Origin of the sequence: Mycolicibacterium xanthum (genome assembly GCF_019710635.1) — a bacterium.
Classification (GTDB): domain Bacteria; phylum Actinomycetota; class Actinomycetes; order Mycobacteriales; family Mycobacteriaceae; genus Mycobacterium; species Mycobacterium xanthum.
On the sequence record NZ_JAIFZS010000050.1, the window covers coordinates 1 to 20,914 of the forward strand.

A 20,914-nucleotide genomic window follows, 5' to 3' on the forward strand; every position below is an offset into this window, starting at 1 on the left:
CATCGCAGGTCACATAGAGTGCCGTTGCGAGGGTGTCCAGATCGGTGTCCACAAGGGCCTCCCGGCTCGAGTTGGGTTAGCAACACCGAGTCTGGGCACCCTCCATCTCAAATCACACGCGCCACACCAGTCACACTCTTGGAATCACTCATCTAGGGACCCGAGGCTCAGCTTCCGGACGGTTACCCGAGTTCGCCGTCGGGATCGGTGCCCAGCGAGTTCGTGTCCGCCGGCTGGTCTGGGCGGACGGTGCGATTCTCTCCTGCCGAAAGCGCGGTGGCAAAGCCTGTCCGGCACCGCCGCTGAGCGGTACCGTAAATGCACTACTCGCACTTCACCGGAGGACGAGACGATGGCGGGCGAGGTTGCTTACGAGCTGGCATCCGCCGGATTCGACGACGCCGTCGAAGTGGGCAGGGGCGGGGGCGGCGTCGTCTACCGCTGCCACCAGGCGTCGCTCGGGCGAACCGTCGCGATCAAGGTTCTCGCGTCTCACCTCGACGATGACGACCGTGAACGGTTCCTGCGCGAGGGCTTCGCGATGGGTGGGCTGTCGGGCCACCCGAACATTGTGAACATCCTGCAGGTCGGCATGACCGAACAGGACCGCCCGTTCATCGTGATGCCGTATCACGCCAGGGCTTCGCTCGCCGACCAAGTGCGGCGGGAGGGCCGGATCCCGTGGCCCGACGCCTTGCGGATCGGCGTGAAGCTGTGCGGGGCGCTCGAAACCGCCCACCGGACAGGAACTTTGCACAGGGATATCAAACCCGCCAACGTGCTCGTCAACGACTACGGCGAGCCGCAGCTGAGCGACTTCGGTACCGCGCGGATCGTCGGCGGGTACAAGACGGTGACCGGGTTCTTCACCGGCACGCTGTCCTATACCGCGCCCGAGGTGCTCACCGGTAAGCCGCCGACGGTAGAGGCCGACGTCTATTCGCTCGGCGCCACCCTGTTCGCGATGATCGCCGGGAAGGCCGCGCACGAGCGCAACACCGACGAGGAGCTGATCGCCCACTACCTGCGGATCACCTCGCAGCCGGTGCCGGACCTGCGCCAGCAAGGCATCCCGCCCGACGTGTGCTCGGTGATCGAGAAGGCGATGGCGCTCGACCCCGCCGAACGCTTCGAATCGGCGGCCGAGTTGGGTCGCGCGTTGCAGGAAGCCCAGCGGCACAACGGCCTGACCGCCGACGCGATGGCGATCGGCGAGCCCGTTCCCGCTCCCGAGCATTCCACGGGCACGCAGGCGCTCCCCGTGGCGGACCAGTCCGGTCCGTCTGTCGTGCCGCCGATTCCGGCTGTTGCGCCACCGATGCCGAGCGAAGCGCCGCCGTCACCGCCGGGCCCACCACCGCCGCCGGCCGACATGTTCGCCTTGAGTCCGTCGCCCGCACCGTGGAACCTCGCCGCGCCGCCTGCCCCGGTGCCCGCCGCGCCGACGAAGAACCGCAAGAAGACACTGATCGCGCTCGGCGCCGCCGCGGCGGCGGCGCTCTTGGTGATCGGCGGTCTCGTCATCGTCGCGACGTCGCGAAACACCGGCGGCGGTGGCGGGGTGACGCCCTCGGCGCAGCCGACCGCCGAAGCGCAGCCCGGGTGGCGGCCGATCACAGACACCCGCGCTGCGCTCGCCGGGGCGGCGGCCACCCAGGCCGACGGCACCATCTGGATCTTCGGCGGTATGGGCGCCGACGACCGGGTCAGCGGAGCCCACGAGGGTTACGACCCGGCGATCGACAGCTGGAAGGGCGCCGAGCCCCTGCCCGTTCCCGTGCAGCGGGCGATGGCGGTGACGTGGGAGGACACCCCCGTCGTGCTCGGCGGCTGGCGCACCGAGGGTGCCGAGACCGAGGTCGCCACCGACCAGGTGTGGCGGGTGGTCAACAGCCGCTGGGTGGAGCTGCCGCCGCTGCTGCAGCCGCGCGCCGCGGCGGCGGCCGCGGTGGTGGGCGACCGCATCGTCGTCACCGGCGGCGTGGACGCCAACGGCAAGGTGCTCAACACCACCGAGGTGTACGACGGCAGCGGGTGGAAGCTGGGCGCACCGATGCCGACTCCTCGGCAGCTGCTGGCCGCGGCGTCGGACGGCAAGCTGGTCTACGCGATCGGCGGTACGAACGGCACGGCGGACCTGGCGTCGGTCGAGGCGTACGACCCGGGCGCCGACACCTGGACGACCATGCCGGCGCTGCCCGAGCCGCGCAGCGACTTCGGGGCCGCGGTCACCGACGCCCGATTGGTGGCGGTCGGCGGCACCGCCGCAGGCCGGCCCGTCAAGAGTGTGAGCGCGCTGGATCTGACGACGGCGACGTGGACCGACCTGCCGGATCTGAGTACGGCTCGCCACGGCGCGGCCGTGGCGGCCGTCGGCAAGACGGTGTATGCGATCGGCGGGTCGACCGGCGCCGCCGAGGGTCAGGCCACGTCGTCGGCCGAGGCGCTGAAGCTGGCGCCGCGCACGCCGCAGCCCGCGGCGCAGTGGCGGTCGCTGCCGGACGCGCCGACCGCTCGGTTGATGACGGCGTGGACGGTGCTCGACGACAAGATCTGGCTCGTCGGCGGGATCCGGGAAGGCGAGACACTGCAGACCGTCGAGACGTTCGACCCGGCCACCGATCGGTGGCAGCAACAGCCGTCGCTGCCGATCCCACTGAACCACGCGGCGGCGGCGACCTACCGCGGGGAGGTCGTGGTGATCGGCGGGGCCACCGACACCATCACGCAGGCGTCGGACAAGGTGTTCGCGTTCCGCGACGGCGCGTGGGTCGAACTGCCGAGCCTTCAGCATGCGCGGGCGGCTGCGGCTGCGGCGGTGGTCGACGACAAGCTGGTCGTGCTCGGCGGGCAGAGCGACAAGGAACTGGTGCCCCAGACCGAGGTGTTCGACGGCACGTCATGGACGCAGGCGGCCGACATGCCCACTCCCCGTGAGCATCTCGCTGCGGTGTCCGATGGCGTGTACGTGTACACGGTGGGCGGCCGGTTCCTCAGCGCCGACGAGAACTCGGCAGCCTTCGAGCGGTTCGATCCGGCGTCGGGGAACTGGGAGAAGTTGCCCGACATGCCGACTCCGCGCGGCAGCTACGGTGCGGCGTTCATCGACGGCCGCATCGTGGTGGCCGGCGGCGAGGAGCCGACACGGGTGCTGGCCACCGTCGAGATGTACGACATCGCGAACCGTAAGTGGAGCACGCAGGCTCCGATCAACACACCGGTGCACGGTGAGGCGGTCGCCGCGGTCGGCTCCACCATCTACGTCATCGGTGGCGCCGACCGGCCGACCCACGAGGGGCCGGTCGCCACCGTCGAGGCGCTGGACTTCACGTAGCGCGCTCGCGCAGCTGGGCCAGGGTGACCGCGCCGCGGCGCAGCGCCTCGTTGGCCAGCCGGACGCGCCGGTCGCCCTCGGTGGGGATGGCGAACTTGTCGTAGAGGTTCTGCAGGTGCTGTTTGACGGCGGCCTCGGTGACGTAGAGCTCGCCGGCCATCGCCCGCACCGACGCCGGCTCGGGGAACGGATCGTCGGAGACCAGCGGGCGGCACAACACCACGAGTACGTCGAGTTCGCGGCGGGTCAGCCGGGGCGGCACCTCGACGGGCTGGGCGGCGACGGTCTCCTCGTCGCGGCGGGCGCCGGCGGTGTCGTGGACCATCCAGAAGATCAGCCGCGACTTGCCGACGCGCACCTCGTCACCGGAGTGCAGGACACGTTCGGCGGTGATCTTCTCACCGTTGAGGTAGGTGCCGTTGCGGCTGCCCATGTCGCGGATCGACCATGCCGCCCCGAGGTTTTCGAAGACGGCGTGCAGCCGCGAGACGGTGCCGTCGTGCTCGAGGGCGACGTCGTTGCCCGAGGCCTTGCCGAGGGTCACGCGCTGGCCGGCCAGCGGGACGAGTTCCCGGCCGGTCGGCTTGAAGACTTCCAGGTGGGAAGACATGCGCACCTCCTATTCGGGCAATTCTGACGCACAGGGCTCGGCCCGTCACCGGGGGTGGGTGACGGGCCGAGTGGGGGATGGCGGTCAGGGCATCGCGAGCACGGGTCCGCGGGCGAGCACCGGCCCACGGTCGAGGACCGGCCCACCGTCGGGTGCCGGCCCGGCGTCGACGAGTACCGGCGCGCGGTCGAATAGCGGCGGACGGACGACGTTGCGCTGGGGCGCGGTCGTGATGACGATCTTGCCGCCGCGGCAGCTGACGATCTTGCCGTCGACGAAGACGTCCTGGCCGTCGTCGATCGGCACCGGGTAGCCGTCGGCGTCGGTGTAGGTGCAGCCGCCCCCGCCGGGGGTGGGCTCGTTGTCGGTGGCGAACGCGGTGGCGGGGGCGGCAGCCAGAACTGCGAAGGCGCCCAGGACGGTGGCCGCGTACTTGATGCCGGACAGCTTGCGGGTGGCGGTCATGACGTTTCCTCTCGGTCGGTGCGGGGTTGCCCGCTGTGTTGAGAGAAATACTGCTGCTCAGAGCCCTGCGCCGTAATCGCCGGCAAGCCAGAGTCCGGTACCGGACAGGGAAGAGTTTCCTATCCCGCGGGTAAGGGTGCTGCGCCGACGTTCACGACACCGCCGCGCCGAGCTCCGCGTAGACCGCAGCCTCGAAGCCGAGAATCGTCGCGACCATCCGGTCATCGAAGAACGGTAGTAGCTGCGTCGCGATGACGGCGCCGATCCCCGCCTTGCGGTCGATCCAGAAGAAGCTGTTGAACAGTCCCGACCAGTCGGCCGAGCCGGCGCTGCGCATGCCGGGCAGGTCGACCAGGTACAGGTGGAACCCCAGACCCCACCCCTGGGGGACGTCGAGCAACTCGACCGGCTGGGTGAGCTCGGGGATGGTCGGCTCCATCTGCTTCGGCAGCGGCGCCCCGTCGAGGTGGTCCCGCAACGCGAGCTCCACGGTCTCCTCTCGGAGGATGCGCGCACCGTCGAGCTCGCCGCCGTTGAGCCACGCCCGCACGAATCGCCCGTAGTCGGCGATCGTCCCGTAGGACCCGTGGCCGGCGGCGTCCCACTCAGGCTGCGCCGGCAGGTCGAGGTCGGTCGCGGACAAGCTGCCGTCCGGCGCCCGGAAGCGGACAGGCAGCAGCCGCGCGCGCTGCTCGTCGGTCGGGTCGAACGTCGAATCGCTCATGCCGAGCGGGCCGTAGACGTGCTCGGCGAGGTAGTCGGACAGAGTCTGGCCACTGACCGCCTCGACGACCATTCCGAGCCAGTCGGTGCTGACGCCGTACTCCCAGACCGTGCCGGGATCGTGGACCAGCGGCGCGCTGATGCTCTGCTTGAGGCCTTCGAGCGGGTTGGGGAAGTTCTTCTCGGCGCAGTAGGCGAAGAGCTTCGCGTTGAGGAAGTGGTAGCCGCAGCCGGCGGTGTGGTTCATCAGGTGCCGGACTGTCGCATGCGTCTTGGGCGCCCGCAGCACGGGCTCACGGCCGTCGAAGTGGTCGAGCACCTGGAGCTCGCCGAACTCGGGCACGATCGACGCGACGGTCGCGTCCAGGTCGACGCGCCCCTGCTCGACGAGCTGCAACGCCGCAGTGGTCGCGACGGCCTTCGTCATCGACGCGTTACGGAACATCGTGTCGGACTTCGCGTCTCCGGCTGCGCCCGCGTAGAGCACGCCGTCGCGCCCGACCACCGTCGCGGCGACGCCATGCAGCGATCCGTCGGCGGTCACGCCGTTCAGAAGGTCGTCGATTCGCTCGAACCCCATCCCAAGCTCCTTTGCCTGCGCCGGATATGCGGGCCATCATCGCACGACGCCGAGAACGGATCTCAGCCTTCAGGGCACCAGTTTGGTCTCTCGGTGAGGCTGCGTCAGCGCAGACGAGATGTCCGACAACGACGCCGTCAGCGCAGTCTGAACGTCGGTGGGCGCCGTGGGCACGGCGTCCTCGGCGGCGCCGGAGCGGCCCTCGGGCTCGTCCGGTGTGGACCGTTCCAGGAAGCGGAGCAGTTCGACGGGGAACGGCAGCACCAGGGTCGAGTTCTTCTCCGCCGCCACCTCCACCACGGTCTGCAACAGCCGCAGCTGCAGTGCCGCGGGTTGCTCGGACATCACGCCGGCCGCCGCGGCCAGCTTCTGGGAGGCCTGCAGTTCGCCGTCGGCGGTGATGACCCTGGCCCGTCGCTCCCGCTCGGCCTCGGCCTGGCGGGCGATGGACCGCTTCATCGAGTCGGGCAGCACCACGTCCTTGATCTCGACGCGGTCGATGTGGATGCCCCAGCCCAGCGCCGGGCTGTCGATCATCAGCTCCAGGCCCTCGTTGAGGTGCTCCCGGTTGGATAGCAGATCATCGAGGTTGCTCTTGCCGATGATCGACCGCAGCGACGTCTGTGCGACCTGCCCGACGGCCGACATGTAGTCCTGGACGTCGACGGCAGCCCGCACCGGATCGGCCACCTTGAAGTAGATGACCGCATCCACCCGGACGGTCACGTTGTCGCGGGTGATGCCGTCCTGGGCGGGCACCGGCATCGTGATGATCTGCACGTTCACCTTCTGCAGGCGATCGGCGATCGGTACCAGCAGCGTCAGCCCGGGCTCACGCACCCGGGACTGGACCTGCCCGAAGCGGTACACCACGCCGCGTTCGAACTGCTGGATCACGCGCACGTTGGCCCCGACGAGCCAGAGCAGTATCAGGGCGACCCCGCCGGCCACCGCGTAGAGGGTGATCATGGCGCCTCCGCTTCGAAAGATGCCGGTCGCTCATCCGGCGATGGACGCCGGCGACGAGTGCGGCACGTCGCTGTCGGCGTGTCGAGATCCCTGCGGAGTCCGACCGATCTCCGGCCCACCGGGCCCGAGTCCATGATTCGATTGTGGCACCGGCGGGTGATGCGCTCAATGCCGCCGATCGCTACGCGGCCGGCGTCACGTCCCGGCTCGGGTTCGTCGCATCTGCGGTCGGTCGATGGTGCTCGGGTGCCCAGCCGACGTAGGTCAGGTACACCCCGACCAGCGCAGCCACAACGCACACCGCCGTCCACCATGCCGTTGCGCCGATGATGTTGTCGGCCAACGACATGAACGTGTCGGGGAACGCCAGCAGGAACACCCCGCGCACGACGACCAGCCAGCCCAGCGCCGAGATGATGATCGCCGGGGGACCGTGCCAGTGCTGATGCAGGGCCACGATGACGAGGCCGCCGATCAGGATGAACGCACCCGACACCCACGGCCACGCCGAGTTCGCCGAGAAGTCCGACAGCAGCGTTCGCATGTCCGACGCCCGCAGCACGGCTGTGGCGCAGACGATCACGATGAAAGGCCCGAGCACGCGGGCGAACATCCGCGTCCTGTCGTGGGCCTGTTGTGACGTGTTCATTGCAGTGACCTCCATCCGACGGACGGCTCTGTCCGCCGGTACGAACAACGCCGTCCCGTCTGTTCCATCAGAGCACCGGGTTCGGTGCCGGGAAAGGGACGTAAGTCACTTCATCGCCGGCGGTCCGGCGTACGTGCTGGACGGCGGACCCGCTTCGTGCCACGGTGGACACGGCTGCATTGTTCGAGGAGGTACTGGCCATGGATCAGACCCAGCAGAGCCCGGCCCATCAGGAGTGTCCCGACTGTCATGCGCTCACCGCAGACCTGGCAGCGCACACACAGTGGCATTCCAGGCTCGTCCGCGACATCGCGACCGCGGTCGACCGAGACGCCAAACGCCGCGTGGGAACTCGATAGCGCGGCGCGGGCATCACCCCCAGACCGGGACCGGCGCCGGCCGGCCGGTCGCGTGCGCGCTGCATCGCCATTCGGACGCCGGCGTCGACTTCATCGGCGCCGGGATGCTCGCCGTACCGGGCGGCGATCCCGGATGGGTGCCAGGACCTCGGTGAGGAGCCCGCGAAGTCGATGACGTTCTGGTGCAGAACACCACCTGATCGCCGGGGTGATCAGCTTCTCCGCCACCCGGCCGAAACCCGGATCCCATTTGCTCATCTCGGTGTTGTCAAAATCGTTGCCGCTCATGTGTTCCCACTTCGCCGCGGTCCTCGTCCACACCCGGCCGTACCAGCCGTCGGCCGCCTGTTGGCGTGGTGATTGCCGGCCCCGGCAATCCACCCATCAGGCATCCCGAACCGCCGTAAGCTGGCGCCATGCACGACCGACGTCGGGCAAAATGGCGGACCGTCACCAGACTGGCGGCCTGCTGTCTGCTCGCCGGCCTGCTCGCGGCGGCGTTGCTGTTCCCGTTCGCCGGCGGGGCCGGCTGGGCGGTCATGCGGCTGTCCGACTCGGCCAGCAACGAATCCACGCAACTGCTCGACGGCGAGGTGCCGATCGTGACCACCATGGTGGACACGGAGGGCAAGCCCATCGCGTGGCTGTACGAGCAACGCCGCTGGGTCGTGCCCAGCAATCGGATCGCCAACACGATGAAGCTGGCCGTCATCGCGATCGAGGACAAGCGATTCACCGAACACAACGGCGTGGACTGGCAGGGGACGCTGACCGGCCTCGCCGGGTACCTGCAGGGCGACAGGAGCACCAGGGGCGGGTCGACGATCGAGCAGCAGTACGTCAAGAACTTCAACCTGCTGGTGCTGGCGAAGACCAACGCCGATCGGCGCGCCGCCGTCGAGATCACCCCGGCCCGCAAGCTGCGCGAGATCCGGGCGGCCCTGGCCATGAACACGGCGCTGCCCAAGTCGGAGATCCTGGCCCGCTATCTGAACCTGGTGTCGTTCGGCAACGGCGCGTTCGGCGTCCAGGACGCCGCGAGAACCTACTTCGGCGTCAACGCCGCGGACCTCAACTGGCAGCAGGCTGCGCTGTTGGCCGGTTTGGTGCGCTCCCCGAGCGCACTCGATCCGTACACCCACCCCGACGCGGCGCTGGAACGGCGCAACCTGGTGCTCAGCACCATGATCGAGAACCTGCCCGACAAGGCCGACGAACTCCGCGCCGCGAAGGTCCAACCGCTGGGAGTTCTGCCCCGGCCCGATCAGCTGCCGCGGGGCTGCATCGCCGCGGCCGACCGGGCGTTCTTCTGTGAATACGCGATGCAGTATCTGGCCCGCGCGGGTCTGAGCAAGGAGGACGTGGCACGCAACGGTTACCTGATCCGCACCACGCTCGACCCGAAGGTCCAGGACAGCGTCAAGAACGCCATCGACACGGTTGCCGACCCCACCGCCGCCGGCGTCGCCAGCGTGATGAGCGTGATCACCCCCGGCAAGGACGCCCACCGCGTCGTCGCGATGGCCGACAGCCGCAGCTACGGGCTGGACCTCGATGCCGGCCAGACGATGCAGCCGCAGCCCTTCTCCCTCGTCGGTGACGGCGCCGGCTCGATCTTCAAGATCTTCACCACGGCCGCGGCGCTGGAGATGGGGATGGGAATCAACGCCAAACTCGATGTTCCGCAGACGTTCCGGGCCATCGGCCTGGGTGACAGCACCGAGCCGGGATGTCCGCCGAAGACCTGGTGTGTGAAGAACGCCGCCGGGTACGCCGGCGAGATGAATGTGACCGATGCGCTCGCGAAATCGCCCAATACCGCGTTCGCCAAGCTGATCGCCCAGATCGGTGTCCCGCGCGCGGTGGACATGGCGGTCAGGCTCGGGCTGCGGTCCTACGCCGAGCCGGGGACCGCCCGCGCCTATGACCCCGGGACGAACGAGAGCATCGCCGATTTCGTCAAGCGGCAGAACCTCGGATCGTTCACGCTCGGCCCGCTGGAGCTCAACGCGCTCGAACTCTCCAATGTGGCCGCGACGCTGGCCTCCGGCGGAACGTGGTGCCCGCCGAACCCGATCGACAAGGTCTTCGACCGCCATGGCGGCGAGGTGGCGCTCGAGACGGCGCCCTGCGAGCAGGTCGTCCCCGAGGGGCTGGCCCACACGTTGGCCAATGCACTGGGCAAGGACGACATCAACGGGACCGCCGCCGGCGCGGCCGGTTCGGTCGGCTGGGATCTGCCGATGGCGGGCAAGACCGGCACCACCGAGTCGCACCGGTCCTCGGGGTTCCTCGGTTTCACCAATCGGTACGCCGCGGCGAACTACATCTTCGACGACTCCCCGGCACCGTCGGGTCTGTGTTCGTACCCGCTGCGCCAATGCCGCGACGGGAACCTCTACGGCGGAACGGAACCGGCCCGCACCTGGTACCTGGCGATGAAGCCGATCGCCGAGGACTTCGGCCCGGTGGCGATGCCGCCCACCGATCCGCGCTACGTCGACGGCGGTCCCGGCAGCGAGGTGCCGAGCGTGACCGGGCTGAAGCTCGATGCAGCGCGGAAGAAGCTGGAGGAATCAGGTTTTCAGGTCGCACCGGAACCGACCGCGATCAACAGCTACTCCGCCAGGGGTGCTGTGGTGGGCACGACGCCGAAGGGTAAGACCATCCCCGGGTCGATCGTCACGATCTACACCAGCAATGGGATCGCCCCGGCGCCGGTCTACCAGCCGCCGCCCCCGGATGCGCCGCCGCCTCCTCCCGAGGCGCCGCCGCCCCCGCCCCCGCCGAACATTCTCCAACTCCCCGGACTGCCGCCGATTGTGCTGCCGTGGCCAGCTCCGCCTCCGCCTCCAGCGCCGCCGCCTCCAGCGCCGCCGCCCTGACGTTGCCGGACCGCCTCGCGGATCCAGATTGCGGTAGCGGCTGCTGACGGCGATCGGCACCGACCGCCTATGCAATCTCGCAGCCGGCCGCACGTTCCGGATTCCGAACCCAGGACAAATTTACAAATGCTATTCTTTAAGTCCTGACCGCGACCGGCTCGAGAGGAAGAACCGCGTTGAACCGAGACGACATGGTGCTGATCAGCGTCGATGACCACATCATCGAGCCGCCTGACATGTTCCGGAACCATCTGCCCAAGAAGTACCTGCACGACGCGCCCCGGCTGGTGCACAACCCGGACGGCGCCGACGTGTGGCAGTTCCGTGACACCGTCATCCCCAACGTCGCGTTGAATGCCGTCGCGGGACGCCCGAAGGAGGAGTATGGGCTCGAGCCGACCGGCCTCGACGAGATCCGCCGCGGCTGCTACGACGTCGACGAGCGGGTCAAGGACATGAACGCCGGCGGCATCCTGGCATCGATGAACTTCCCGTCGTTCCCCGGGTTTGCCGCCCGGCTGTTCGCCACCGAGGATCGCGACTTCTCGCTGGCGCTGGTGCAGGCATACAACGACTGGCACATCGACGAGTGGTGCGGAGCGTACCCGGGCCGCTTCATTCCGATGGCGCTCCCGGTGATCTGGGACGCGGAGCTGTGTGCGGCCGAGGTGCGCCGGGTTTCCGAGAAGGGTGTGCACTCGCTGACCTTCAGCGAAAACCCCGCTGCGATGGGCTATCCCAGCTTCCACGACGACTACTGGACACCGCTGTGGAAGGCGTTGGTGGACACCGGCACCGTGCTCAGCGTGCACATCGGGTCGTCCGGCCGGCTGGCGGTGCCATCGCCGAACTCGCCCGCCGACGTGATGATCACCCTGCAGCCGATGAACATCGTGCAGGCCGCCGCGGACCTGCTGTGGTCCAAGCCGATCAAGGATTACCCGGACCTCAAGATCGCCCTCAGCGAGGGCGGCACCGGATGGATCCCGTACTTCCTCGAGCGGGCCGACCGGACCTACGAGACACACTCGGGCTGGACGCACCAGGATTTCCGCGGCAAGCTGCCGTCAGAGGTCTTCCGCGAGCACTTCCTCACCTGCTTCATCTCCGACGACATGGGCATCAAGATGCGAAATGAGATCGGCATCGACAATATCTGCTGGGAAGCCGACTACCCGCATTCGGACTCGCTGTGGCCGGGGGCGCCGGAGGCGCTCCACGACGTGCTCACCAAGAACGATGTGCCCGACGACGAGGTTGACAAGATAACCCACCTCAACGCGATGCGCTGGTACTCGTTCGACCCGTTCGCGCACATCCCGCGAGAGATGGCGACGGTGGGCGCGCTGCGGGCCGCATCGGCCGACCATGATGTGTCCATCCGGGCCGGCAGCCACCGCGGGGGGACCAAGCGGCCGCGCCAGTCGCTGCAAGAGCACATGGCCGAAGTGGAGTCGCGACACTCCGAGGTCTGAGGACCGGACAAACCCCTTCATCCCGCGGCGTGCCGTGCACGCCGCGGGATTCTTGTGTTGCCGAAAGATGCTGCCTGCTTGCGGGAACCGATGCCGAAGCGCCGATGTCGACGCGCAGGCGACGTGGCGCGAACGCGACGAGACCCCGCCGTGACCTGCAGCGTCTGCACACCTGGACCACGATGTGTCTCCGACCACAAAGGTGGCCAGGGTGAGACCCTTGACACACTTAAAAAATAGCGTTTTAATAGTCAGCGAGTCGCTCGGCTGAAGCCGCCTCTGATCGGTTGTGAGACCAGGTGAGCGATGCGCCGGTGCGAGCAGCCGACGAGGTAGGCGCAGTTCGCAACCGGTCTGTCTATTGCCGTCAAGGAGGCGACATGGCCCTGCCGAACCACGAAACAGCAACGTGCACAACACAACAAGGCGTGATCGAGCGGGGAGCCGCAGGCTTTGCCAGATACGTCGGCCGGGTGGGTGCACTCGCGGTCGCGCTGGGCATCGGAGTGGCGATCGCCAATGGGTCGGGCCTCGCGGTCGCCGACACCACCGGAGGCTCCAAGGAGACCTCGAGCGCCAGCGAATCGAAGGATGTTTCCGGCGCCGATGCCGCCGGATCGACGGAGCCGGCGAGCGACGCCGGAACCGACGACTCCGGTGACGGGGAGGCCGACGAAGCCGACGAAGGCGACGGGGCCGACGGAGCCGACGAGGCCGAGCTCGCCGAGGACGCCGAGGACGCCGGGGACGCCGGGGATGACGTGGCGGTAGATGCGGAATCGGATGCCGAGACGGATTCGGTGACGGACGAAACGCCGTCGGGCGATTCCGCCGAAGCGAGCACCGGCGAGATGTCAACTGCGCCGGCGGATCCGTCGGAAGACGAGCCCGAGGCCGAAGATCTGGCGCCGGCTGCCGACGAGAAGCGATCGGCCCTTCGATCCGAGGACGTCACCGTCGAGACTACGAGCGCACCGCCCGCTGCTGCTATCGAAACGCCCATGGAGCCGGAAACGGAGGCGCCGGCGGGCAGCGAATCGAGCGGCGAAACCACCGCCGTCCAGGTGAGCGTGCAAACGCCAGCCATCGTGACGCCGGAGCCCGAGCCGGTGGAGACGGTCGAACTCGCCTCGGCCCCGCGGGCGGACCGGGCCGAAGCCACGCGCCAGGTCGGACTCACGAGCGGTCTGCTGGCGGGGTTCGCGTCGCTGCTCACCACGAACACCGGTGCCGGCAACGGCCCGGTCACGCCACCTTCCTCACCGACGCTGTGGGCGGTGCTGGGCTGGATCCGGCGCCAGATCGAGTACTCGTTCTTCTACAGCTCGCCGACCACGGGTTACCACCTGGCGGCTAACGAGCAGAGCTACTACGGGGTGGTCTCCGGGGCGATCAACCCCAGCCAGGCCAACGGCGACAAGCTCACGCTGAGCGTCGTCGACGGCCCGGACAAGGGCACGGTGATGCTCAACCAGGACGGCACCTTCGCCTACGCCCCCAACGCCGACTTCGCGGTCGAGGGCGGCCGCGACACCTTCACGGTTCTCATCGACACCCGCGAGGGAAACCCGTTCCACGTCAACCTGCTCAAGCTCTTCAGGCCGGGTGCGGGTACCACGACCACCAAGGTCATCGAGGTGAACGTGATGCCGACCAGTCCGTTGGGCACCCCGGAGCAGATCCAGGCCGAACGCATCGCCGAGCTCATCGTCGCGAGCGACGAGGTGCAGGCGGCCATGGCCCAGGTCAGGCAGGCGTGGCTGACCGGGACGGAGGCGGTATTCGGCGCCGGGAACATCGACGCCGCGAACCTGGCTCAGCTGGATGCAGCGCTCGAGGAGTCTGCACGGGCCGCCGCGATCAACGTCCAGGGGCTGGATCCGACCAATCCGCAGGTTCTGGAGAACCTGTTGCCGCCGCACACGTGGTACGGACAGTCGGTCGGTGGGTCACGGGTCGTTTACGACAATCCCGACACCCTGTACCGGTTCATCCCGGTCAACAGCGCGTCCACGTACATCATCGAAGGACACTTCGCCGATGGTCGGCGGCCCGCAGACACCAACTTCAGCGTGACCGCCGGACAGGCCGGAACCGTCGGTGATCTGGCCGGCCGGGACCTCGTGGTCAGGCCCGACGGAACCTTCACGATCACGGTGAGTTCCGAGCCCGCCGCACCAGGGGAAGTGAACCACATCCAGATACCCGCCAACGCCACCTACATCCTCGCTCGTAACACGTTGGGAGACTGGAACAACGAGACGGCGATGTCGCTGACCGTCACGCGGATCAGCGGTCCCCCGGCGAGCACCGCAGAGCCGACGATGGATGAGCTGGTCACCCGCACGGTGCAAACCATGCTGGGCTCGACGACGATCCAGCAGTTCTTCCTGCGGCAGCTGACGATCAACCCTGCGACCGGAGAGCTGAGGGAGCCGAACACACTGACCCAGCCGTTCTCGAGCGGTGGGCTGACGCTGGCGACACAGCTGCAGAGCTGGGGCTACTTCCAGTTGGCGGACGACGAGGCCATGGTGGTCACCGTCGACCCAGGCCGTGCAGGGTATTTCGTGGTTCCAGTTACCAACGTGTGGACTTCCACCGCGAACTACTGGGACGAGCAGACCAGCTTGAACAACTTTCAGGCCATCCCGAACCCGGACGGGACGTACACGTTCGTCATCTCGCCGACCGACCCCGGTGTGGCGAACTGGGTGTCCACCGGCGGACTGAGCATGGGCACCTTGTATTTGAGGTTCCAGGACCTCGATCAGAGCTCGGCGGACAACCCGACGGTCAGCACGGCGTTCGTGAAGCTGGATCAGCTGGCCACGGCGGTGCCGGACACCATGGTTTACGTCACCGACGAGGAGCGGGCCGCCCAGATCGAGCTGCGCCGCGAAGGCTTCTTCAGCCGGTTCGCACCGTTCCCGCAGGAGACGACCGAGGTCTGACGCACCAATGCCGATCCCGCCGCGGCCACCGGCCGCGGCGGGATTGCGTCGGTCAAACGGACTGGTGTGAAAAGGAATTCACCAGGGTGACGGCGCCTCAGGGCTGACGATTGAAAAGCTCAGCCATCGCATGCAATTCGCGGGCGAGACCGTCCTTGACGAGCTCGGCACGGTCGGCGATGAGCAGACGCTTGGACGCCGATACCGCCGCCGGGTTCTGCGCTGCCACCTGCTTCGCGGCAGTCGAGGTCGCTTCGGCCAGATCCGGGTCGGCGACCACGCGCCACACCAGTCCGGACCGTGCAGCCTCGGCGGCGTCCAGCCATTCACTGGAGAGCACCGACCACATGGCGTCGGCCCACCGCATCCGTGTCGGCAGCAGCACCGAACTGCCGGCCTCCGGCACCAGGCCGAGGCTGGTGAACGGCAACCGGAACCGGGCGCCGGCGCCCGCGAGGACGACATCGCAGTACAGCAGCAAGGTGGCGCCGAATCCCACCGCCATGCCGTTCACCGCGGCGAACAGCGGTTTGTCGAAACCCGACAGCGCCTCGAGCAGGCGATCGAACTCCGCGCCTGCGCGTTGCCGACCCTCGCTGTCGCCGCCGGTGAGCAGTGATCGGTCCGCACCGACGGAGAAGGCGCGGCCATGCCCGGTCAGCACCACGACACGAACCGCAGGATCGTCACGCAGTCCGGCAAGGGCGAGGTGTAGATCGCGATAGTCGTCGGCGGTGAAGGAGTTCAGTCGTTGCGGCCGGGCGAAGGTCAACCAGGCCACGCCGCCGTCGCGGCGGTCTTCGATCATGAACCGTCGCGGACAGGGCCCAGCGTCATCGGGAAGTCGTGCGCGGCCCGTACCCCGAGGGTGAACGTCAGTTCCGCCCCCGGCTTCAGACCGTACTCGGGGATGCGCTGGTGCCAGACCTTCAACGCTGCACGCAGTTCCACCCGAGCCAGGTGCGAACCGAGGCACCTGTGCGGTCCGCCGCCGAAGCCGAAGTGGCGCTTGATCTTCCGGGACCATTCCGGCACATCGGCGTCCGGGTTTGCGGAGCCGTCGACGTTCGCGGACCCGAGCATCACCAGCACGCGCTCGCCGGCGGCGATCGGGCAGCCGCCGAGTTCGGTGTCGCGGGTGGCGGCGCGCGGGACCGACATCACTGGTGTCTCCCAACGCAACAGTTCCTCCACCACCGATGGAATCATCTCCGGGTCGTCGATGATCACCTGACGCAACTCGGGGTGGTCGATCAGGTACTTGAAGAAGCAGTCCAGCGAGGCCGACACGGTGTCCAGACCGGCGATCAGGAACAGGAAGCAGATATCCAGAATGTCGTTGTGACTCAGCCGTTCGCCGTCGATCTCCGCGTCGAGGAAGTGGCTCATCAGGTCATCGCCCCGGACGCCGCCGCGTTCGTTGATCACCCCGTCGAAGTACTCGTAGATCGACTGGGCCGTGGCGCGTTGGTGTTCTTGCACGTCCGGATGGTCGAAGGGCTTGCCGACCACCATGTCGGGCCGGATGATCCCGTCCTTCATCGCCAGGAACTTCGGCAGCTCCTCGACCGGCAGGCCCAGCATGGTGATGAACACCTGGCTGGGGAACGGCACCGAGAAGTCGGCGACGAAATCGATCTCGGACCTGCCGACGAAGCCGTCGATGAGCCGGTGCACCAGTGCCTCGACATCGCCCTCCCGCTGCTTCATCAACTTGGGCGAGAACAGCGGGTCGAGGATCCGGCGGAACTTTCCGTGCTCGGGCGGGTCGATCTGCAGCGGGATCAGCGGGCGCTCGTTCTTGAGATCACCCGCGGCAGGCGACGACGAGAACCGATCCGTGTCGTGCAGCACCTCGTCGACCAGGGCCCAGGAGCTGACCAACGTGCCCACCCCGTCGACGTGCAGAACGGGGGAGTTGTCACGGAGCGCCTGGTAGATCGGATGCGGGTTGGTGCCGACGGCGTCGCCCGCCAGGCCGAGCGGGTTGGACAACATCGCGGACTGCTCTTGCGCCACGGCTGCTCCTCTGTGTGTCGGGTCTGCATCGAGCCTCCCACCACCGGAACAATTTTTCAAATGCTATTCTCGAAATATCTGGCCCTGCTCTGCCACGCCGAGGGGAAACACCATGTCATCACCACCGCGTCGGATCCTGCCACCGGTCGACGGACCCACCGGGTTCTTCTGGACCATGGGCGAAGACGGCAGGTTGCGGTTCCAGCAATGCGCAGCATGTGGGTACTACATTCATCCGCCGACCTCGTACTGTCCGCAATGCGGGGGGCGCGAATCCGCGCCGGGGGAGGTGTCGGGGCTCGCCAGGCTGTACTCGTTCACCGTCAACCACCAACCGTGGGACGGCGATGACACCCCCTACGTGGTCGGCATCGTCGAACTCGCCGAGCAACCGGGACTGCGCCTGATGACGAACGTCGTCGATGTCGCGCCCGGGGAGGTCTACATCGGCATGCCCCTCGAGGTCACGTTCGAAGACCACGCGCCGGTCCACCTGCCGCTGTTCCGCCCGGTGGCGTCATGAGTTCCGGCGAACGGCGCGCGGTCATTTCCGGGATCGGCCAGTCCGCGATCGGCCGCCGGCTCTGTCGGGACGAGCTGGATCTCACCCTCGACGCGGCGCTGGCCGCGATCACCGACGCGGGTCTCACGGTCGCCGACATCGACGGCCTCGCGAGCTATCCGGGCGGGATAGGCGGATACCCGGGGTTCAGCGGGCCGGGCACACCCGCGGTCCACGACGCGCTACGACTGAACCTGAACTGGCACAGCGGAGGGGCAGAAGGCCCGGCCCAGTTACAGGCCGTGGTGAATGCGACCATGGCCGTATCGATGGGCCTGGCCCGCCACGTGCTGGTCTACCGAACCGTCACCGAGTCCACCGCGCAGGGCACCGGGCGACGTCCGGGCATCGGCATGGACGCGAATGTGGTGACCGGGGCGCAACAGTGGACCATTCCGTTCCGCGCGTACTCGGCGGCGAACTGGCTGGCAATGTACGCGGCACGGCATTTCCACGAATTCGGCACCACCGAGAAGCAGATGGCGCAGATCGCGCTGAACGGACGGCGCAACGCCGCGCTGAACGACAAGGCCATCTTCCGCGAGCCGCTGACAATGGACGACTATCTCGCTGCGCGGATGATCTCGACCCCGTTCCGGCTGTATGACTGCGACGTCCCCGTCGACGGCTCCACCGCACTGATCGTGTCCGCCGCCGAACATGCCGGCGCGGTGGACCATCCCGTCGCACGCATCGAGGCGGTCGGCACGGCTCTGCGCGGTCGGCCTTCGTGGGAACAGTGGGACGACCTGACCACGATGCCCGCACGCACCTCCGCGGCGCAGATGTGGGCGCGCACCGACCTGCGCCCGTCCGACGTCGACGTCGCCGAACTCTACGACGGGTTCTCTTGGCTGACGATGTCGTGGCTGGAAGCGCTCGGATTCTGCGGGCACGGCGAGAGTGGCCCGTTCATCGAAGGCGGGGAGCGGATCGCGCTCGACGGCGAGCTGCCGCTCAACACCCACGGCGGCCAGCTGTCGGCGGGCCGGCTGCACGGGTACGGATACCTGCACGAAGCGGTGCTGCAACTACGCGGCGAAGCCGGCGCCCGTCAGGTCGCCGGAACGCCGGAAGTGGCCGCCGTGTCCAACGGCGGCGGACCGGTCTCAGGATGCATGCTTCTTACCCGGCTGGCGTGACCGCGACGACTTCCGGCGTGCACCGGGGTCCGGGATCCGCAACGCCGGTGCGGCGAATCGCATGACCTGAGCCCGCGTTTCATCCCGGTTCCCGGCGAACCCGTGCTCGGAAAAGGAGATCTGACTCGCGAGGGCGAAAAGGCTCACCGCGTCGGCTTCCGGATGCGCGGAATCCAGCACCCCGGCGGCATGCCCTGCTCGCAGGAGATCCACCAATGGTTCGGCCAGCAGCCACCGCATCTCATCGGTCACCTCGGCCGCACGCCGGGACCCCAGCACGTCGGCGGCGCTGAGCAATGAGGTCCGTTCGGCCCGGCCCGGCTGGAAGAACAGGTCCAGCAACGCATCGAGCCACGCGTGGAACGCGGCGACCGGGTCCGGGGCCGCGTCGATAGCGGCGTCCAGGAAACGACGTGCGGAGCGCCCGTCCCGGCGGATCAGCGCCTCGGCCAGCGCGTCCTTGGAGGCGAAGTGGCGGTAGAAGCTGCTGGTCGACAGGTTCGCCTCGGCCAGCACGTCGGCGACCGACATGGCCGAGTACCCGTTGCGGTTCATCACCGTGACCGCGGCGTTCATGACCATCCGCCGCTCGGTCTCGTCGTCGAACAAGCGCGGGCGACCCAGCCGCTCCGCGGCCTGACCTGTCGACTTCTTCACAGTATTTCCTCCCGGGATTCGGAGGTTACCCCGATATACCAAGCATCGCCCATGGCCGTCCCGGACGCGCGGTCGATGGAATCGGGGATTCGCGAGTCGAGGCGGGCACGGGAAACGCCGCCGGCGGCTTCCAGATGAATTCGCGCCCAGTGCACCGGGCAGCGTAGCGGACCAAGCGGCCGAGTAGCCATGTCTATGCGGGCCATGCCTGTTCGGGTAGCCATCTACGCTGTGGCCCGCCCCTGAGAACTCCGACGATCGGTGTGTCTGCAACAGACACCAATCCTGGCCGCGACTGCAGTCACTCCGGTGTCCGCCAGTGTCGGCCCGATCGAGGAGGAACCCAATCATGACATTCGTTTCATTGCGGAACGTCCACTGCGACATCGAGACCGACGAGCTCGGCGCCGACGAGATCTACGTTCTCATCAGCATGGTGAACCTGGGCGCCCAGGTGCGGATCGAGGGTGTGCCCGTCCCGATTCCGTCCTTCGACGTCTGGCGCTACGGCATCTTCGGCGACTTCGACCAGGGTGAGACCAAAGCCCCGGCGTTCCAGCCGTTTTGGACGGCGCCGCTGACCAACCCGGATCAGGCGATCTTCGTGGTCTCGGTGATCGAGAACGACAACGGGGTGCCCGAGCAGTATCAGCAGGTGCTACGAGTGGTGATCCCGAAGTCCCTCGGCTCCTCGGTGGGGGAGTCGTTGGGCGTCGTGCGGTCCAAGCTGGCACGTGAGATCGGCGAGGTTCTCAACGGTATCGACCTGGGCCCGATTCCGTTCGCGCTCGACGACGACCATGTCGGCACTCAGGAGTTGCGCTACGAGGCGGCCGAACTACAGCGAGCGGCCGGCGACGTGGTATCCAAGGAGCTCGTCTTCGTCGGAGACGGCGGGCGTTACCGGTTGACGTTCGACGTGTCACCCGACATCTTCGGCGGCATTCGGGACCGGTGGATCGCCCTGGGCGCCGGCGGCTCGCCGCTGGGCCGGCCGCTGTCCGGGGAGAATCCGACCTTCGACGGCAAGGGCCGCTTCGTCAACTTCGCCGGCGGGGTCATTTCGTGGCATCCGGACACCGGGGCGCACGGCGTGTGGGGTGCGATCGGCGGGCGCTGGCTGCAGATCGGTCGCGAGAAGTTCGGTTATCCGGTCACCGACGAGGTTTCCAGTGGGAACGGCAGGATGAACACCTTCAAGGCGCTTCACCTGGCCGGCAAGCCGGAGGCCGCGATCTTCTGGGCCCCCCAGACGGGTGCGGTCGAGATCTTCGGTGGAATCTGTGCGAAGTGGAAGTCGATGGGCGCGGGTGGTTCGGCCATCGGCGGTCCGGTGGCCCCGGAACAGGATGCACCGGGCGGTCGCATCCAGCGTTTCCAGCGGGGCTCGCTGTTCTGGAACCGCGCCAACGGCCAGGTGTCTCAGGTCTGAGGCAGCGTCGACCCACGGCGCCGAAAAAGGGCTGCACCGTCCACGGGTGACACGGGACGGTGCAGTTCTGGACGGGGACCCCTCCCGAATGCGCGGTCA

Annotated in this window: 15 protein-coding genes; 7 read left to right on the forward strand and 8 right to left on the reverse strand. The window is 68.0% G+C overall.

Features of this window, described 5'->3' with window-relative positions; translation table 11 throughout:
- The first annotated feature begins 352 nt into the window (after positions 1–352).
- On the forward strand, positions 353–3,334 hold the full coding sequence (locus JDV09_RS19090) for a Kelch repeat-containing protein (protein ID WP_221370714.1): 2,982 nt from the start codon (positions 353–355) through the stop codon (positions 3,332–3,334).
- Here JDV09_RS19090 and JDV09_RS19095 read toward each other — a convergent pair.
- The 5 genes from JDV09_RS19095 to JDV09_RS19115 all read right to left on the reverse strand — a co-directional run bounded on the left by JDV09_RS19095 (position 3,327) and on the right by JDV09_RS19115 (position 7,330).
- Complete coding sequence (locus tag JDV09_RS19095; RefSeq protein ID WP_221370715.1) at positions 3,327–3,944, reverse strand: FHA domain-containing protein; 618 nt, start codon at positions 3,942–3,944, stop codon at positions 3,327–3,329. The genes JDV09_RS19090 and JDV09_RS19095 overlap by 8 nt on opposite strands.
- Before the next feature lie 84 nt (positions 3,945–4,028).
- Positions 4,029–4,409, reverse strand: coding sequence for a hypothetical protein (locus JDV09_RS19100; RefSeq protein WP_221370716.1), 381 nt, complete (start codon positions 4,407–4,409; stop codon positions 4,029–4,031).
- Positions 4,410–4,560: 151 nt separating this feature from the next.
- Positions 4,561–5,712, reverse strand: coding sequence for a serine hydrolase domain-containing protein (locus tag JDV09_RS19105; protein ID WP_221370717.1), 1,152 nt, complete (start codon positions 5,710–5,712; stop codon positions 4,561–4,563).
- Positions 5,713–5,781: 69 nt separating this feature from the next.
- Positions 5,782–6,681 (reverse strand): SPFH domain-containing protein, encoded by a 900-nt coding sequence (locus JDV09_RS19110; protein WP_221370718.1) that lies wholly within the window; start codon positions 6,679–6,681, stop codon positions 5,782–5,784.
- Between the two features lie 181 nt (positions 6,682–6,862).
- Entirely contained in the window at positions 6,863–7,330 is a 468-nt protein-coding gene (locus JDV09_RS19115; protein ID WP_221370719.1) for a hypothetical protein, read from the reverse strand.
- 775 nt (positions 7,331–8,105) lie between these two features.
- Between JDV09_RS19115 and ponA2 the strand changes: the two genes are divergently transcribed.
- The 3 genes from ponA2 (at position 8,106) to JDV09_RS19130 (ending at position 15,003) form a co-directional block, all read left to right on the forward strand.
- A complete protein-coding gene (gene ponA2 / locus JDV09_RS19120; protein ID WP_221370720.1) occupies positions 8,106–10,574 on the forward strand; it encodes a transglycosylase/D,D-transpeptidase PonA2 in 2,469 nt (822 codons plus the stop codon).
- Between the two features lie 176 nt (positions 10,575–10,750).
- Positions 10,751–12,049 (forward strand): amidohydrolase family protein, encoded by a 1,299-nt coding sequence (locus JDV09_RS19125; protein WP_221370721.1) that lies wholly within the window; start codon positions 10,751–10,753, stop codon positions 12,047–12,049.
- Between the two features lie 380 nt (positions 12,050–12,429).
- Positions 12,430–15,003 (forward strand): Ig-like domain-containing protein, encoded by a 2,574-nt coding sequence (locus JDV09_RS19130; RefSeq protein WP_221370722.1) that lies wholly within the window; start codon positions 12,430–12,432, stop codon positions 15,001–15,003.
- Positions 15,004–15,100: 97 nt separating this feature from the next.
- On the opposite strand, the gene JDV09_RS19135 is transcribed toward JDV09_RS19130, so the two are convergent.
- Together JDV09_RS19135 and JDV09_RS19140 are read right to left on the reverse strand one after the other, a co-directional pair.
- Positions 15,101–15,811 carry an enoyl-CoA hydratase/isomerase family protein gene (locus JDV09_RS19135; protein WP_221370723.1) on the reverse strand — a complete coding sequence of 237 codons (711 nt, stop codon included), beginning with the start codon at positions 15,809–15,811 and terminating at the stop codon, positions 15,101–15,103.
- Entirely contained in the window at positions 15,808–17,022 is a 1,215-nt protein-coding gene (locus JDV09_RS19140; protein ID WP_308124172.1) for a cytochrome P450, read from the reverse strand. Before JDV09_RS19140 ends, JDV09_RS19135 begins: the two co-directional genes overlap by 4 nt.
- A 112-nt stretch (positions 17,023–17,134) precedes the next feature.
- Between JDV09_RS19140 and JDV09_RS26945 the strand changes: the two genes are divergently transcribed.
- Together JDV09_RS26945 and JDV09_RS19145 are read left to right on the forward strand one after the other, a co-directional pair.
- Positions 17,135–17,545, forward strand: coding sequence for a Zn-ribbon domain-containing OB-fold protein (locus JDV09_RS26945; RefSeq protein WP_255605644.1), 411 nt, complete (start codon positions 17,135–17,137; stop codon positions 17,543–17,545).
- Entirely contained in the window at positions 17,542–18,726 is a 1,185-nt protein-coding gene (locus tag JDV09_RS19145) for a thiolase family protein (RefSeq protein ID WP_255605645.1), read from the forward strand. The genes JDV09_RS26945 and JDV09_RS19145 overlap by 4 nt, the downstream gene beginning before the upstream one ends.
- Here JDV09_RS19145 and JDV09_RS19150 read toward each other — a convergent pair.
- Positions 18,694–19,383: a TetR/AcrR family transcriptional regulator gene (locus tag JDV09_RS19150; RefSeq protein WP_221370724.1), complete on the reverse strand. Its 690-nt coding sequence runs from the start codon at positions 19,381–19,383 to the stop codon at positions 18,694–18,696. The genes JDV09_RS19145 and JDV09_RS19150 overlap by 33 nt on opposite strands.
- A gap of 349 nt (positions 19,384–19,732) precedes the next feature.
- On the opposite strand from JDV09_RS19150, the gene JDV09_RS19155 reads away from it, so the two are divergent.
- On the forward strand, positions 19,733–20,815 hold the full coding sequence (locus JDV09_RS19155; RefSeq protein ID WP_221370725.1) for an LGFP repeat-containing protein: 1,083 nt from the start codon (positions 19,733–19,735) through the stop codon (positions 20,813–20,815).
- Positions 20,816–20,914: the final 99 nt, after the last annotated feature.